This window comes from Devosia sp. (genome assembly GCF_017307565.1).
Taxonomy (GTDB): domain Bacteria; phylum Pseudomonadota; class Alphaproteobacteria; order Rhizobiales; family Devosiaceae; genus Devosia.
In genome coordinates this window covers 1-14,148 of sequence record NZ_JAFKHD010000406.1, presented here as the reverse complement: position 1 = coordinate 14,148, position 14,148 = coordinate 1, and the positions used below count along the sequence as shown (strand labels likewise).

The window sequence follows — 14,148 nt, the reverse complement described above, 5'->3', positions numbered from 1 at the left end:
ACCGTGCGCGCCGTGCCCTTTGGCGACCTGCTGACGACGCTGCGCACATCGGGCGGCGGTGCGGGTGGGGCAACCATTGCCGGCATTTACGACGCCTGGCTGCCGGACCTGGTGCGCGATAGCCTCGTCAGCGCCGCGCCGGAAGCGGTGGCGGGCGACACCAAGGCCAATTGGCCGGCTGGTGTGGTTTCGGCGGCTTCGGTCGGTGGATCGCTCTATGGCATTCCCAACGAAATCGACGTCTATGCGCTCAACTATAACAAGCGCCTCTTTGCCGAAGCCGGCATTGCCGAGGCCCCGAAGACCTGGGACGAATTCCTCGCGGCTGCGGAAAAGCTGACCGATGCGTCCAAGGGCCAGCAGGGTTTTGGGCTGATCAATTCCTGGGCGGCGGGCGTGCTGCATCCCTTTGCCTCGCTGCTCGTATCCAATGGCGGCGACCTGATCGTCGACGGCAAGCCGGTGCTCGACAGTAAGGCGGCCAAGGAAACCTTCGAGCTTTATGAAAAGCTGATCACCTCGCACTATTCCGACCCGGCGATGGCGACTGCCGACGCCAATACGACCGGGCCGTTCCTCGACAATTTCGTGTCGGGCAAGACCGGCATGATCATCATGGCCAATTGGTGGGAATCCGCGCTCAAGGCCGGCATGGGCGAGGCTTTTGGCGATATCGCCACGGCGCCGATCCCGGTTGGTCCGTCGGGCGACAAGGCGCGCTCGATTTCCTACTCCTGGATGACCGTGGTCAATGCCCAGGCGGCAGCCGGGGAGCAGGAAGCGGCCTGGAAATTCCTTTCCTGGCTCAATGGTCCAGGTTCGGGCGAGAATGGCGCTTCGGCCATGGGCGATATCCTGATGTCCATGGGTATCCTGCCGTCGCGGACTTCCGACGTGACCGCCTTTGGCGATCGGCTCGCTGCCGACCCGTTCCTGGCCGGCTATACCGAGACCCTTTCGGACGCCAAGCCGTTCCCGGTGGTGCTGGGCGGGCAGGAATTCTCGGAATCCCTGCAGCAGACGCTTGAAGCGCTGCAGTTCGGCCAGGTGACGGCCGCTGAAGCCCAGGCAAACGCCCAGGCTGACGCGACGGAAATCCTCGGGCGTAACGCCAAGTAGCCTTCGCAAGCGGGCGGGGCATGGTCCCCGCCCGCATTTCCGACCTCCAGGCAGACTTTCCGGATGACAGGCCGCCAGACCCGCTCGACCATCGGCATGCTTGCGCCCGCCACGGGGCTCATCGCCATATTCGTTCTCGTGCCCATGGTGCTGACCATTGGCCTTTCCTTCACGCAGTGGTCGACGCAGACGGGCTTTGAAACCGCCAGTTTCGTGGGTCTTGCCAATTTCACCGACCTTTTCGGGCCGACCTCCATCGGGCGCGACTTTCGCGCGGCCTTTGGCAATACCGCGATCTATACCGCCCTCTCGGTGGCGCTGATCCTGCCGCTGTCGGTGGTGCTGGGGCTACTCGTCCACCAGACTTTTGCGCCGGGCGGGATCGTGCTGCGCACGGTGTTGTTCTCGACCTATATGGTGCCGATGATCGCGGTGGCGCTGGTCTGGTCAAAGCTCTATTCGCCGACCGAGGGACCGATCAACCAGATGCTTGGCTGGGTCGGCATTCCGCCCCAGACCTGGTTGTCCTCGCCCAAGACGGCGCTCGTTTCCATCGTCATTCTCAATGTCTGGCAGCAGGTGGGCTATTTTACCGTGCTGGCGGTGGCGGGGCTGACGCAGATTCCGCGTTCGCTCTATGAGGCGGCGCTGGTCGACGGGGCTTCGGCCTGGATGCAGTTCTGGCGGATCACGCTGCCGCTCCTGCGCAATACGCTGCTGTTTTCGGCCGTCATTGCGGTGATCAATGCGGTGCAGGTGTTCGAGCCGGTGGCGCTGATCACGCAGGGCGGGCCGGTCAACTCGACCAATGTCATGACCTATCACATCCGTCGCGTCGGCATCGAACGGGCGCAGGGCGGGCTGGGCTCGGCCATGGCCGTGACGCTGATGCTCTCGCTGATCGTCGTGATCGTGATCTTGTTTGCGCTGTTGCGCGACCGGGGAGAGCAGCGATGAGTGCCATGCGACCCTATCGACGTTATCCGACGACCTGGCGCTGGACGCTGGTGAGCCTGCTCGTACTCGCCATTGCCGTGGCGGCGGCGTTTCCGCTGGTCTGGATGGTGCTGTCGAGCCTCAAGACGCCCGAGGAGAGCATGCAGGTGCCGCCCGTCTGGTGGCCGGGTTCGCCTAATCTGAATGCCTATACCGAGGTGGCCGGTGTCGTCAGCCTTGGGCGGTCCTTCGTCAATTCGGCTTTCATTGCGCTGGTGACGACCGTGGCCATCGTGGTGACGAGCCTGATGGCCGGCTATGCCTTTGCCAAATATCGGTTCAAGGGGCGGGACTGGCTGTTCGCCATTCTGATCGCGACCATGTTCCTGCCGCCGATCGTGACGCTGATCCCGCTGTATCGACTGACTGGCTATCTCGGGCTCAATGCCAATCTGCTTGGCGTCGTGGTGCCCAATCTTGCCAATGCTTTCGGCATCTTTCTCATGCGCCAATATATCAAGGGCGTGCCCGATGACTTGATCGATGCGGCGCGGGTGGATGGGGCTTCCGAGTTTTTGATCCTCTTCAAGATCGTCGCGCCATCGGTGTTGCCGGCGATCGCGGCGCTGACACTCTTTGCCTTTGTCTACCACTGGAACAGCTATCTCTGGCCGCTGACCGTGTTGCAGGGCAATACGGACCAATATCCCATCGTCATCTCGCTCAGCCGGCTTCTCAGCTATAATCGCGGGGCGATGAATACCGGGCTCGTCATGGCCGGGGCGACGCTGGCGGTGCTGCCGCCGGTGATCCTGTTCGTTTTCCTGCAGCGCTTCTTCGTCGACTCCATCGTCGCGACGGGGGTGAAGGGATGAGCGCGGTTCTCGCTATCGATCTTGGCGGTACGCGGTGCCGCATCGGGCTGGCCGACAGGGCCGATCCGGCGGGGGTGCGTCTTGTCGAGGACCTTGCTGCGCCGCAATCGCGGGCGGAATTTTTGAACCTGGTTGGTGGGCTCCTCGCGACGCATGGGGCAGAGGCGCTGGGTCTTGGCATTCCGGGGCTGGCGCAGGGCTCGCTTTGCCGCTGGGTGCCGAACCTGCCTTATCTAGATGGGCTCGATCTCACTGAGGCTTTTGCCGGGACGGCGATTGGGCTGGGTAATGATGCGCAGCTTAGCTTGCTGGCCGAAGTGCGGGCCGGGGCGGCCACGGGTCTTTCCGACGCGGTGCTGCTGGCTATTGGCACCGGGATCGGGTCGGCGGTGCTGGCTTCTGGCGTGATCGTCGCCGGGCAGGGCGGCGGTGCCTGTTCCTTTGGCTGGGCAACGGCGGATTTGGCGGATCAGGGCGAAGATGTCAGCGGCTGGCTCGAGCGGCAGGCGGCGGGCAGGGCGCTGGATCGGCTGGCGCAGGGCGCTGGTCTTGCCAAGGGGCATGAGCTTATCGCCGCGGCGCGGGCGGGGGATGCTGGGGCCATGGGGCTGCTGGCAAAACCCATGGCTGCGCTGGGGGCGGCGATCGGGTCGGCGGTGGCGCTGCTCGATCCGGCTGCCATCATCATAGCCGGCGGCGTGGCCGAGGCTTTCGACGTCATTGAACCGCTGCTGCACGCGGCAGTCGACCGGCGCCTGCCGCCACATTTGCGCGGCGTTGCGCTGTTGCCGGCGCGGCATGGCGCCAAAGCGGGGCTGGTGGGCGCGGCTTTTGCCGGGGCGCTCGGCCCGAACTGGAGGAGGACATCATGAGCGACGAACCTGCGGGCCTGGTGCGGCCCGATCGGCGCCGTCCGGAACCGCTGTGGCACCAGGCGGAAATGGCGCTGCGCGACCTCATCGACCAGGGCGAATGGGCCCCGGGGCTGCAGATCCCCAATGAGGATCGGTTGTGCGAAATGCTCGGCATCTCGCGCATTACCCTGCGCCATGCGCTGCGCAATCTCGAAGAAGCCGGAATGCTGCGGCGCGAGCATGGGCGCGGCACCTTCGTGCGTTCGGCGACCATGGTGGCCGGTGTGCGCGGGCTGACCAGCTTTACCGATGAAATGCAGACGCTTGCCGTGTCGCCGGGAACGCGGCTGCTGCATGCGCAGATGATTGCGGCGACGCGGGAAATTGCCGAAGCGCTGGAGATCGCCGAGGGCGACAGCGTGGTGCAGCTTCGGCGCCTGCGGCTCGGCAATGGCCAGCCCATCGGCATCCAGACGACGCATCTGCCGGCGGCGCGGGCGCCGGGCCTTTTTGAGGCCGCGTCCGACGTGACCTCGCTCTATCGCTGGCTCAAGGACAATGCGGGCATCGTTCCGGTCAAGGCCAAGGAAGTCTATCGCGTCGGCGCGGTCGCGGCGGGGGATGCCGCCGATCTTGAACTGCCCGAGGGGACGCCGGCCTTCGAGGTCGAGCGCATAACCTTTGACCAGCGCAGTCCCTTTGAATTTGCGGTCTCGACCATGCGGGCCGACCGCTACGAAATCCGCTCAACCCTTTACGTCTAGTTCTGAAAGGCCAGACCCATGTCTACACTCTTCATTTCCAAGCTCGCGGCCATTGCCGAAAAGACCGCCGGAGAAAACGAAGCCGCTTTCGAGGCGGCATCGAAGGCCATGAGCGACACGCTCGCCAATGGCGGCCTCGTGCATCTTTATGGTTCGGGCCACTCGGTGCTGCCGGTGCAGGAAACCTATCCGCGTTACGGCTCCTATCTCGGCTTCAACCCGCTGACCGACCCGCGCGTCATGTGGCACAATATTCTGGGTGCCGGCGGCGTGCGCGAACTGCTCTGGCTCGAGCGCACCGAAAAATATGCCGAAAAGTTCCTGGACCATCAGCCGCTCAATGCCGGCGACACCATCGTCATCTTCGGCCATTCGGGCAGCAATGCCTCGGGGATCGACACGGCGCTCTATGCCAAGGAGCGCGGCCTGACCGTCATTGCCATCACGGCGCAGTCGAACGCCAGCAAGCCGGCGACGCATAGCTCGGGCAAGCGCCTGCCGCATGCGGCCGATATCGTGATCGATACCGGCGCGCCGGTGGAAGATGCGATTGTCGACATCAAGGGCTGGAGCCGGCCGGTTTCGGGTTCGTCGACCGTCCTCGCCATGATCATGATGCACGAGCTGGTGTCGCGCACCGCGCAGAAGCTGGCGGACAAGGGGATCGAGCTGCCGGTCTTTGCTTCGCCCACCATTCCGGGCGTGACGCTGCACGATACCGACATCATCTATGGTCAGTATCGCGAGAAGATGATCGACGCGCAGTCCAAGCACCTGGCCCAGTTCAAGAAAACCATGGCCAACGAAGGCTGATCTTTTTGCGGGTTTCGCCATCCCGGCATTGGCCGGGGTGGCGGTTTGCCTAGCTTGCGGCCGGGGCTTCTACCGGGCGGCGGGAATTGAGAATGCAGGCGGCGATGATCAGGCTGCCACCGATCCAGAGCTGGGGGCCGGGCACCTCGGCAAAGAAGATGAACCCGAGCAGGCCCGCCCAGATGAGCGCGGTGTAGTCCAGCACGGCGAAGACGCTGACCGGCAGGCGGCGCAGGCCATGGACCAACAGCAGGAAGCCGACAGCGCCCAAAAGGCCGATCAGGGTGCCGAGGCCCGCAATGTGCGGGGTGATGGTCGGCCAGCCGCCGAAGGCGAGCGGAGAAACCAGAATTGCGGCAAGGAGGGACTGCCCCATGGTCATGGCGGCCGGGTCTTCGTGCCGGGAATGGTGTTTCAGCATCGCCACCACCACGGCATAGGTGAGCGGGGCAAGGACGGCTGCGGCCCAGGCCAGCAGATTGCCGCTGCCTTCCAGACCGTGGGACTGGCCGGTAAAAATGATGATGGCCGAACCGCTGGCGCCGAGAGCCAGCGCGAGCCAGGCGCCGGTCGTGATCTTTTCATGAAAAAAGAACGCGCCGAGAAGGGTCACATAAACCGGGGCCGTCATGCCGAGGGCGGCGACGACGGCCAGCGGCAGGTTGGTGACCGCATAGAAGAACAGCGAGGCGGTGATGACCAGCAGTGCGGCGCGCTGGGCCTGGCGGCCGAGATCGGACTTTTTGGGCCATGAAGCGCCGGTGAGCGCGATCCACAGCGTCAGCCAGATGGCGGCGCCGAGATAGCGCAGGAAGACGACCTGGAAGGTGCTGAGTTCGGCGCCGAGCGCCTTGGCGGTCGCATCCATGCAGCACATCAGGACGATGCCGGAGGCGCAGAAGAGCATGCCGCTGAGGGATTTCACCTAGAGATCCTTGGAGAGAAAGCTGCGGGTGCGGCCCGGAGGAAAGTTTGGCAGGGTGCCGAAGACCGTGTAGCCCGCCTTCTGGTAGACGTGCAAGGCGTGCGGATTGAAGGTGTCGATGTACGCGCCGTGGCAGCCGCGTTGGCGGGCCTCGGCCTCGGCGGCGGCGAGCATGCGGCCGGCAAGGTTCTGGCCGCGATTGCCCTCGGCCACCCAGAGCCACTGCACATAAAGCCAGCCCCAAGCGGTGTAGCCGGAAATGCCGGCGATGAGGGCCTGTTCGGCATCGTGCACCAGCACCGCAAGGGGGCGACGATCGGCAGGGCCCACATCGGCTTCGTTGAAGCTCGTAAGGCTCTTGCCGATGATGTCGAGCGCCTCTTGCGTCGGCTTTTCGGTGACTTCGATGGCGATGACCATGATCAGCTGGCCAGCACGCCGCCGGTCAGCGGGTGGGGTGCTCCGGTGGTCGTTGGGAAGCTGATCGGCAGGTTGCGGAGGACGCGGACGGCGAGGAAGGCGAAGCATTCGGCCTCAATGGCATCGCCGCGCCAGCCGACGGTTTCGGCGGGGACGGCTTCAACACCGGCGCGGGTTTTCAGCATGGCCATGATTGCCGGATTGTGCCGGCCGCCGCCGCAAACAACGAGCTTTTCGGGGCGCTGGGGCAGGAGGTCGAGCGCCTTGCCGACGGCGCCGCAGGTGAAGGCGGTGAGGGTCGCCGCACCATCATCGGCACCGAGGCCATCGGCCATGGTGGAGAGGAAGTCGAAGCGGTCCAGGGATTTTGGATATGGCGCGCTGAGATAGCGGTGGGTCAGGAGCTTTGCCAAGCGCTCTTCGTCGACCTTGCCGCGCAGTGCCATTTCGCCATTGTGGTCCATGTCGCCCAAGCCGAGGCTTTTGACAAAGTCGTTGATGGGGGCGTTAGCGGGGCCGGTGTCGAAGGCGATGAGCTGGTCTTGTCCATCCCAGAAGGTGACGTTGGCGACGCCGCCGAGATTGAGCACGGCGGTCTTGCCGTCGGTGGCGCCGATCTTTTTCAGGAGCGCCTGGTGGTAGAGGGCGGCGAGGGGCGCGCCTTGGCCACCGGCGCGGACGTCGGCGGAGCGGAAATCATAGGCGACGGGAATGCCGAGGAGGTCGTGCATCAGCTTGCCATTGCCGAGTTGGCGGGTGGCGCCGATGCGGCCGGGCTGGGGCGCGCGGTGGAGCACGGACTGGCCGTGGAAGCCGACGACGCCGATGTCTTCGTTTTTGAGGCCGGCGTCCTTGACGAGCGCGGCGACGGCGGCGGATTGGGCGCGGGTCAGCGCGTCTTCGGCTTCGGCAAAAATGGCGGGCTCGGGGCCGTCAAAAGCCCAGGTGCGGGCCTGGGAGAGGGTTTCTTCGAGCTGGTCGCGGATCGATTGGGGATAGGGCGCGAGGGTATAGGCGCCAAAGCTCTCGACGGTCTCGCCATCGGTGCGGAGGAGGGCGACGTCGATATTGCCGTCGAGCACCGTGCCGGTCATGAGGCCCACGGCCCAGATTGGTTCAAAGGTCATCTGATTTACTCGGCGTTGATGCGGTCACCGACCGCGCGGCGCAGCGCAAAAATGCCGCTGTCGAAATGGCGGGTGGGGTGGACGCGATTGGTGAGGAGGGTCCAGGCGTGACCGCGGGCGAAATCGATCCAGATGCCGGTGCCGGTGAAGCCGGTATGGCCAATGGTTTCGGCGGTGCAATTGTCGCCGCCGGACCAGCCGTCATAGGGGCGTTCCCAGCCATGGGTGCGGCGGGCGCTGAGGGGCGTGCGGATCAGGGCGTCGGGGCCGGCATTGGTGAGCTTGTCGCCGGCAAAGTCGAGCATGGAGTGGACGGTGCCGAAGAGGCCGGCATTGCCGGCGCCTTCGAGGGCCGAGCAATTGTCGTCGTGGACTTCGCCGACGAGGACGCGGTGGCGCCAGTAGCAGAGTTCGGTGGCGGCGGCGTTTTGCGGATCGGCGGACCAGGCGAAACCGGGGCCGGGGTCCTGTTCGCGCAGCCATTTGCCGTGGATACGTTCGAGGGCGAAACCGAGGAGGATGAAGTTGATGTCGGAATAGACGGCGGGGCCGGCGGGGAATTCGTGCTGCAAGAGGAACGTGCGCAGCAGGTCCGGGTCGCGGCCATAGGTATAGAGCGGGAAGACGGCCGGGAACGGCGTCTGGTGGCCGAGGCACTGGCGGAAGGTGATCTTCCGCTCCCAATTGTCGAGATTGTAGTGGCGGTAGTCGGGCAGGATGGTTGTCAGCGGCGCGTCGAGGTCGATGGTGCCGGCTTCCGCGAGGGCGAGGATACGCTCGGTGGTGAAGGCGACCTTGCTGATCGAGGCGAGGTCGAACCAGGTGTCTTCCGTCATCGGTCGGCTGGTGGGGACCGTCTGTGCCGAGCCGATGGCGCGGATGGCGCGGTTGCCGTCGCGGTCGATGACGCCGAGGACGCCGCCGGGAATGCGGCCGGAAGCGATGGCTTGTTCAAGGGCGGGGAAGGCCCGCTCCAGCATGTCTTGCGGCTTGGTCATTTGGTCTCTTCGATGCGGACGCGGTGATCCCGACCGGCTTCTCGCCAATTGGCCGGGGGCGGTTCATAGCCGGCCGGCCGGACCAGCGAGGGCACCTGGGTGGCGTCGACGGCAAAATGCTGGCGGCGGCGCTCGACGGCGGGAACGGCGGAGATGAGGCGCCTGGTGTAGCTGTGCTGCGGGTCGGCCAGCACGGAGCGCGCCTCACCGATCTCGACGATCTGGCCGGCATACATGACGGCGATGCGGTGGGCGATGCGTTCGACCACGGCCATGTCGTGCGAGATGAAGAGGTAGGCGAGGCTGAATTCGCGCTGGAGGTCGACGAGAAGATCGAGGACGCGGGCCTGGACCGACACGTCGAGGGCGGAGACGGCTTCGTCGAGCACGACGACATCGGGATTGAGCATCAGCACGCGCGCGATGCAGAGGCGCTGGCGCTGACCGCCGGAGAACTGGTGCGGATAGCGGTTGAGCACATCGGCGGGGAGGCCGACGCGATCGAGGAGGAACCGCATGCGGTCGCGCAGGGCGTCGTCGAGTTTCTGGCCATTGGCGATAGCGGGTTCGGCCATCAGGGCTTCGACATTGAGGCGCGGATTGAGCGAGGCGAACGGGTCCTGAAACACCATCTGGATGGGGCGGCGCGAGCGGCCGGCCTTGGCGGCGATGGCGCCGCGGTGCTTTTCGACGAGGCCGAGGATCGCGCGGGCGGTGGTAGATTTGCCGGAGCCGCTTTCGCCGACGATGGCGAGGGTTTCGCCGGGCATGAGATCGAAGCTGACGCCGTCGACGGCGTGGATGGCGCCCTTGGGCTTGAAGAGGCCCTTCTTAACGGGGAAGCGGACGACGAGGTCGTCGACCTTGATGATGGGTTCGCTCGTTGCGGCGCGTTCGCCATCGGCCCGTACGGCCTTGCCGGAGGTGAAGTGGGGGACGGCGTTGAGGAGGTGCTTTGTGTAGTCGTGCTGGGGATTGTCGAGCACGGCATCGGTGGTGTTCTGCTCGACGGCGAGGCCGTGCTGCATGACCATGATGCGGTCGGCAATGCCGGCGACGAGGCCGATGTCGTGGGTGATGAAGATCATCGACATGCCGGTTTCGGCACGCAGTTCGGCGAGGAGTGCCATGATCTGGGCCTGCACGGTGACGTCGAGCGCGGTGGTCGGCTCGTCGGCGATGAGCAGGCGCGGGCTACTGGCGAGGGCCATGGCGATCATGACGCGCTGGCGCATGCCGCCGGAGAGCTGGTGCGGGTAGTAGGCGAGGCGCGATTTGGCGTCGGGGATGCGGACGCGTTCGAGAACTTCCAAGGCGGCGCGTTCTGCGTCGGCGCCGTGGAGGCCACGATTGAGGCGGAACGCTTCCTCGATCTGGGCGCCGACGGTGTGCACCGGATTGAGCGAGGTCATCGGCTCCTGAAAGATCATGCCGACATCGCGGCCGCGAATGGTGCGGAGCACCTTTTCATCGGCTTTAGCGACATCGAGTGTCGAGCCATCGCTGCGCTGCAGCAGAATGGAGCCATTGGTGATGCGGCCGCCGCCGAAATCGACGAGGCGATTGACCGAAAGGGCGGTGACGGATTTGCCGGAACCGCTCTCGCCGACGATGGCGAGGGTCTCGCCCGGGGCGAGATCGAAGCTGACGCCCTTGACCACTTCATTGGCGGCAGGGTTCCGGCCGAAGCCGACGCGCAGGTCGCGGACGGAAAGGAGCGGGGTCATGCTTCTCTCCTCTGGGTGCGGGGATCGAGAATATCGCGCAGGGCATCGCCGGTGAGGTTGAAGCCTAGAATCCCGAGCATGATGGTCAGGGCCGGGAAGATCATCAGCCAGGGAGCTTGCGTCATCAGGTTTTTGCTCTCCGCCAGCATCAGGCCGAGCGACGGGGTCGGCGGCTGGGTGCCGAGGCCGAGGAAGGAGAGGCCGGCTTCGGTGAGGAGGGCCCAAGCGAGAGCGAGGGTGACCTGGACGGCGAGCGGTGCGACGAGATTGAGCAGCAGGTGGCGGCTCAAAATGTAGGGCTGCGAGCTGCCGAAGGTGCGGGCGGCGTCGACGAAATCGCGTTGCTTGAGCGAGAGAGCCGGGCCGCGGACGACGCGGGCGAAGATGGGCGTATAGACGATGGCGATGGCCACAACGCTGGTGGCGGTGCCGGGGCCGACGATGGCGATGATGAGGAGGGCGAGGAGGATGGCCGGGAAGGCCAGCAGCACGTCCATGATGCGCATCAGGATGCCGTCCCACAGCGTGCCCCACCAGGCGGCAAGGAGGCCGATAATGGTGCCGAAGAGGGTGGCGAGGGCCACGGAGGAAAAGGCGATGATCATCGACTGCTTGATGCCGACCATGAGGCGGCTGAAGGTATCGCGGCCGAGGAGGTCGGTGCCGAACCAGTAATTGGCGCTGGGCGGTTTCAGACGGTCGATGGCGAACAGCTTTAGCGGGTCACGTGGGGTGAGGCCCAGCGTGCCGAGCAGTGCCGCAATCAGGTAGAGCGAGATGATGGCGAGGCCGATGCGTCCGGAGGGGTGTCGCAGGAAGGCGCGGAACAGTTTTGACATCAGCGGCCTCCGATCCGGATACGCGGATCGAGCGCGACATAAGCGAGGTCGACGAGCAAGTTCACCAGCAAGAAGTTGAAGGCGATGAAGAGGACGGTGCCCTGCACCAGCGCATAGTCGCGCTGGGTGATGGCATCGAGGACGAGGCGGCCGAGGCCGGGCAGGGCGAAAATCTGTTCGACGATGACGGCGCCGCCGAGGAGATAGCCGAATTCGACACCGGAGAGGGTGACGACGGGAATGAGCGCATTGGGCAAAGCGTGGCGCCAGACGACGCTGCGCTGAGAGGCGCCCTTGGAGCGGGCGGTGCGGATATAGTCGTCGCTCAAGACATCGAGCATGGCCGAGCGGGAAATGCGTGTGACCGAGGCGGCGAAGGCGAAGCCGAGGGTAACGGCGGGGAAGATCAGCTGCCCGATGCTGGCGAGGGGATCGACCGTCAGGGGCGTGAAGGTGCCCATGGCGGGCACCACGCCGAAGAAGACCGACAGCACGTAGATGATGAGCACGCCAATGACGAAGCTGGGCGTCGACTGGCCGAGCATGGCGAGGATGCGCACGACGAGATCGGATGGCTTTTCATTGCGCGTGGCGGCGAAGACGCCGAGCGGCACGCCGATGCTGAGGGCGATGACCATGGACATCAGAGCAAGCTGCAGCGTCAGCGGAAAACGCTCGAGGATCACGGTGAGCACGGGCTTGCCGTAGATCGAGGAAATGCCGAGATCGCCCTGGAAGAGGCCGGTGAGCCAGCGCAGATATTGCGCCCAGACGGGTTGGTCGATGCCGAAATAGGCGGCGAGGGCGGCGCGCTGAGCGGGGGTCAGAAGTCCCGCCTCGGTGCCGAGCATGGCGGTGATCGCATCGCCCGGTACGAGCCGGATGGATATGAAAACGAGAACCGACACCCCGAGCAGGATCAGGGGGAATGTCAGGAGGCGCTGGACCACATAATTCATCGACGCCGTCTCCTGGCAAAAAGGAGGTTGGCCCATGGGCCAGCCTCCAACGTGGTAGAAAATTACTGGATCGAAATGTCGGTCAGGCCGAACAGCGTGCCGGTCGGCGAGGGCACGAAGCCCGAGACCGTCTTGAGCTGTGCGGTATAGCCGTAGCCGGTCGAGAGCCAGAGCCACGGGGACTGTTCGACGAGGTGGTTTTCGAACTGATGGAAGATTTCAACGCGCTTGGCCGGATCGGTTTCGGCCTGGCCCTGCTTCATCAGGGTGTCGAGGGTGTCGTCGACGAAGTTGGAAACCTTGAGGAGGTTACCGTCCTTGGTGAAGTAGCGGTTGTACATCGGATAGGGATCCGGACGACCGCCGTTCTGGGCCACGGCCATGTCGAAGTTACCGGCAAGCCAGGTGTCGACATAGACGTTGAGTTCCATCATCTCGATTTCGAGCTTGACGCCGATCTCGGCCAGCTGGGCTTGGAGCACCTGGGCTTCCGAAGCGGAAACCGGAGGTTCACCGGTGGCGGCGATCACCTTGGCGGTGAAACCGTTGACGCCCGATTCAGCCATGAGCTGCTTGGCCTTGTCGAGGTCCTGCTTGTAGCAGAACAGCGTGTCGGGATCCTGAGCGAAGGCCGGCATGGTGAGCGGGCCGGTCACCTTGCCTTCGCCGGCGAGGGCTGCATCGATGATTTCCTGGCGGTCGATGGCGCAGGACATGGCCTGACGGACCTTCAGGTTGTCCATGGGCGGACGCGAGGGATTGAGCTGGAGCACGTTGTAGGCAAGGCCGGCAACGCGGTTGAGCTGCAGGTTCGGCTCGTTGGGCACCATGGTGGCGACCAGCGGGTCGTTGAGCAGGGCGAAATCGGTCTGGCCGGCGCGGAGCGAAGCCAGGATTGCGGTTTCGTCGGGCAGGACCGAGATGGTGATGCCGTCGATCTTGAGTGCGCCACCGGCCCAGTCGGCATTGGCGCTCAGCACTTCGCGGGAATTGGGCTCCCAGCTATCGAGCTTGAAGGGGCCGGAGCCGACAGCCTCGGTGCCGATTTTGCCGGCTTCGATCTCGCTGGCCGGGACCACGGCGGCATTGATGGCGGCCATGGCAACCAGAAGCGGCACGTCGGCGGTCTTGAGGTTGAAAACAACGGTTTCCGCGTCGGGCGTATCGATGGTGTCGATCGAGAGGAAGTTCGAACGCGCGGCGGCGGCGGTTTCCTCATTGAGGATACGCTCGAACGAGGCCTTCACGTCGGCCGAGGTGACCTGAGCGCCATTGGTGAACTTGGCCTTCGGATCGAGCTTGAAGGTCAGCGTCTTGGCGTCGGGTGCAAATTCCCAGCTGGCCGCAACGGCGGGAATGACGTTGAGGTCGGCATCGAGGCGCACCAGCGGCTCATAAATCAGCTCGAGCAGGCGAATGGACGGGAAGGCCGTCTGCTTGTGCGGGTCGAGACCCGTCGCATCCTGCGACCAGGCCATGCGCAGCGTTGCTGCTTGCACCGGCAGCGCAAAGGCGGCCGTGGACAGCGCCGTAGCAATTGCGAGCCCGGTGAAGAGCTTACGCGGATTGGTCCAATTCATCATGTTACCTCCTTGCAGTCGGCCCATCTGGAGCGGGAAGGCCGAAAACTCCTGAAATCCATCGCCGCTCCGGCCGCTGAAAGGCTGGCTGATTGCCAGCCAGTATTATTATAAGGCCGAGGAGGGACGTCTCGCTGACCCGCCATCCTCGCGCGGAGCGACCTGAGTCAGTCGCGCGCCAGCAACCGGTCGGACGCCAGCCAGAAGGGCGG

14 protein-coding genes are annotated in these 14,148 nt (G+C 64.8%); 6 read left to right on the top strand and 8 right to left on the bottom strand.

Features of this window, described 5'->3' with window-relative positions; genetic code table 11:
- The 6 genes from J0I64_RS16540 to J0I64_RS16515 all read left to right on the top strand — a co-directional run.
- Window positions 1–1,119, top strand: a 1,119-nt coding sequence (locus tag J0I64_RS16540) for an extracellular solute-binding protein (RefSeq protein ID WP_291410197.1), incomplete at its 5' end; no start/stop codon positions are given.
- A 63-nt stretch (window positions 1,120–1,182) separates the two neighbouring features.
- Window positions 1,183–2,076, top strand: coding sequence for a carbohydrate ABC transporter permease (locus tag J0I64_RS16535; protein WP_291410195.1), 894 nt, complete (start codon window positions 1,183–1,185; stop codon window positions 2,074–2,076).
- Window positions 2,073–2,930, top strand: a complete 858-nt coding sequence (locus tag J0I64_RS16530; RefSeq protein ID WP_291410193.1) for a carbohydrate ABC transporter permease — start codon at window positions 2,073–2,075, stop codon at window positions 2,928–2,930. The genes J0I64_RS16535 and J0I64_RS16530 overlap by 4 nt, the downstream gene beginning before the upstream one ends.
- The gene (locus J0I64_RS16525; RefSeq protein WP_291410191.1) at window positions 2,927–3,802 is read left to right on the top strand and encodes an ROK family protein; all 876 of its coding nucleotides are present in this window, start codon (window positions 2,927–2,929) and stop codon (window positions 3,800–3,802) included. Before J0I64_RS16530 ends, J0I64_RS16525 begins: the two co-directional genes overlap by 4 nt.
- The gene (locus J0I64_RS16520; protein ID WP_291410190.1) at window positions 3,799–4,548 is read left to right on the top strand and encodes a GntR family transcriptional regulator; all 750 of its coding nucleotides are present in this window, start codon (window positions 3,799–3,801) and stop codon (window positions 4,546–4,548) included. Before J0I64_RS16525 ends, J0I64_RS16520 begins: the two co-directional genes overlap by 4 nt.
- A gap of 18 nt (window positions 4,549–4,566) precedes the next feature.
- Window positions 4,567–5,361 carry a sugar isomerase domain-containing protein gene (locus J0I64_RS16515; protein ID WP_291410188.1) on the top strand — a complete coding sequence of 265 codons (795 nt, stop codon included), beginning with the start codon at window positions 4,567–4,569 and terminating at the stop codon, window positions 5,359–5,361.
- Window positions 5,362–5,410: 49 nt separating this feature from the next.
- On the opposite strand, the gene J0I64_RS16510 is transcribed toward J0I64_RS16515, so the two are convergent.
- From J0I64_RS16510 to J0I64_RS16475, 8 genes are all read right to left on the bottom strand, one after another.
- Window positions 5,411–6,286, bottom strand: coding sequence for an EamA family transporter (locus J0I64_RS16510; protein WP_291410186.1), 876 nt, complete (start codon window positions 6,284–6,286; stop codon window positions 5,411–5,413).
- Window positions 6,287–6,706, bottom strand: coding sequence for an N-acetyltransferase (locus J0I64_RS16505; protein ID WP_291410184.1), 420 nt, complete (start codon window positions 6,704–6,706; stop codon window positions 6,287–6,289).
- A 2-nt stretch (window positions 6,707–6,708) separates the two neighbouring features.
- A complete protein-coding gene (locus J0I64_RS16500; RefSeq protein ID WP_291410181.1) occupies window positions 6,709–7,833 on the bottom strand; it encodes an anhydro-N-acetylmuramic acid kinase in 1,125 nt (374 codons plus the stop codon).
- Between the two features lie 5 nt (window positions 7,834–7,838).
- On the bottom strand, window positions 7,839–8,831 hold the full coding sequence (locus J0I64_RS16495; protein ID WP_291410179.1) for a serine hydrolase: 993 nt from the start codon (window positions 8,829–8,831) through the stop codon (window positions 7,839–7,841).
- Window positions 8,828–10,558 carry an ABC transporter ATP-binding protein gene (locus tag J0I64_RS16490; protein ID WP_291410177.1) on the bottom strand — a complete coding sequence of 577 codons (1,731 nt, stop codon included), beginning with the start codon at window positions 10,556–10,558 and terminating at the stop codon, window positions 8,828–8,830. The genes J0I64_RS16495 and J0I64_RS16490 overlap by 4 nt, the downstream gene beginning before the upstream one ends.
- Window positions 10,555–11,397 carry an ABC transporter permease gene (locus tag J0I64_RS16485; RefSeq protein WP_291410175.1) on the bottom strand — a complete coding sequence of 281 codons (843 nt, stop codon included), beginning with the start codon at window positions 11,395–11,397 and terminating at the stop codon, window positions 10,555–10,557. The genes J0I64_RS16490 and J0I64_RS16485 overlap by 4 nt, the downstream gene beginning before the upstream one ends.
- Entirely contained in the window at window positions 11,397–12,356 is a 960-nt protein-coding gene (locus tag J0I64_RS16480) for an ABC transporter permease (RefSeq protein ID WP_291410173.1), read from the bottom strand. Before J0I64_RS16480 ends, J0I64_RS16485 begins: the two co-directional genes overlap by 1 nt.
- Before the next feature lie 62 nt (window positions 12,357–12,418).
- On the bottom strand, window positions 12,419–13,939 hold the full coding sequence (locus J0I64_RS16475) for an ABC transporter substrate-binding protein (protein ID WP_291410171.1): 1,521 nt from the start codon (window positions 13,937–13,939) through the stop codon (window positions 12,419–12,421).
- Window positions 13,940–14,148: the final 209 nt, after the last annotated feature.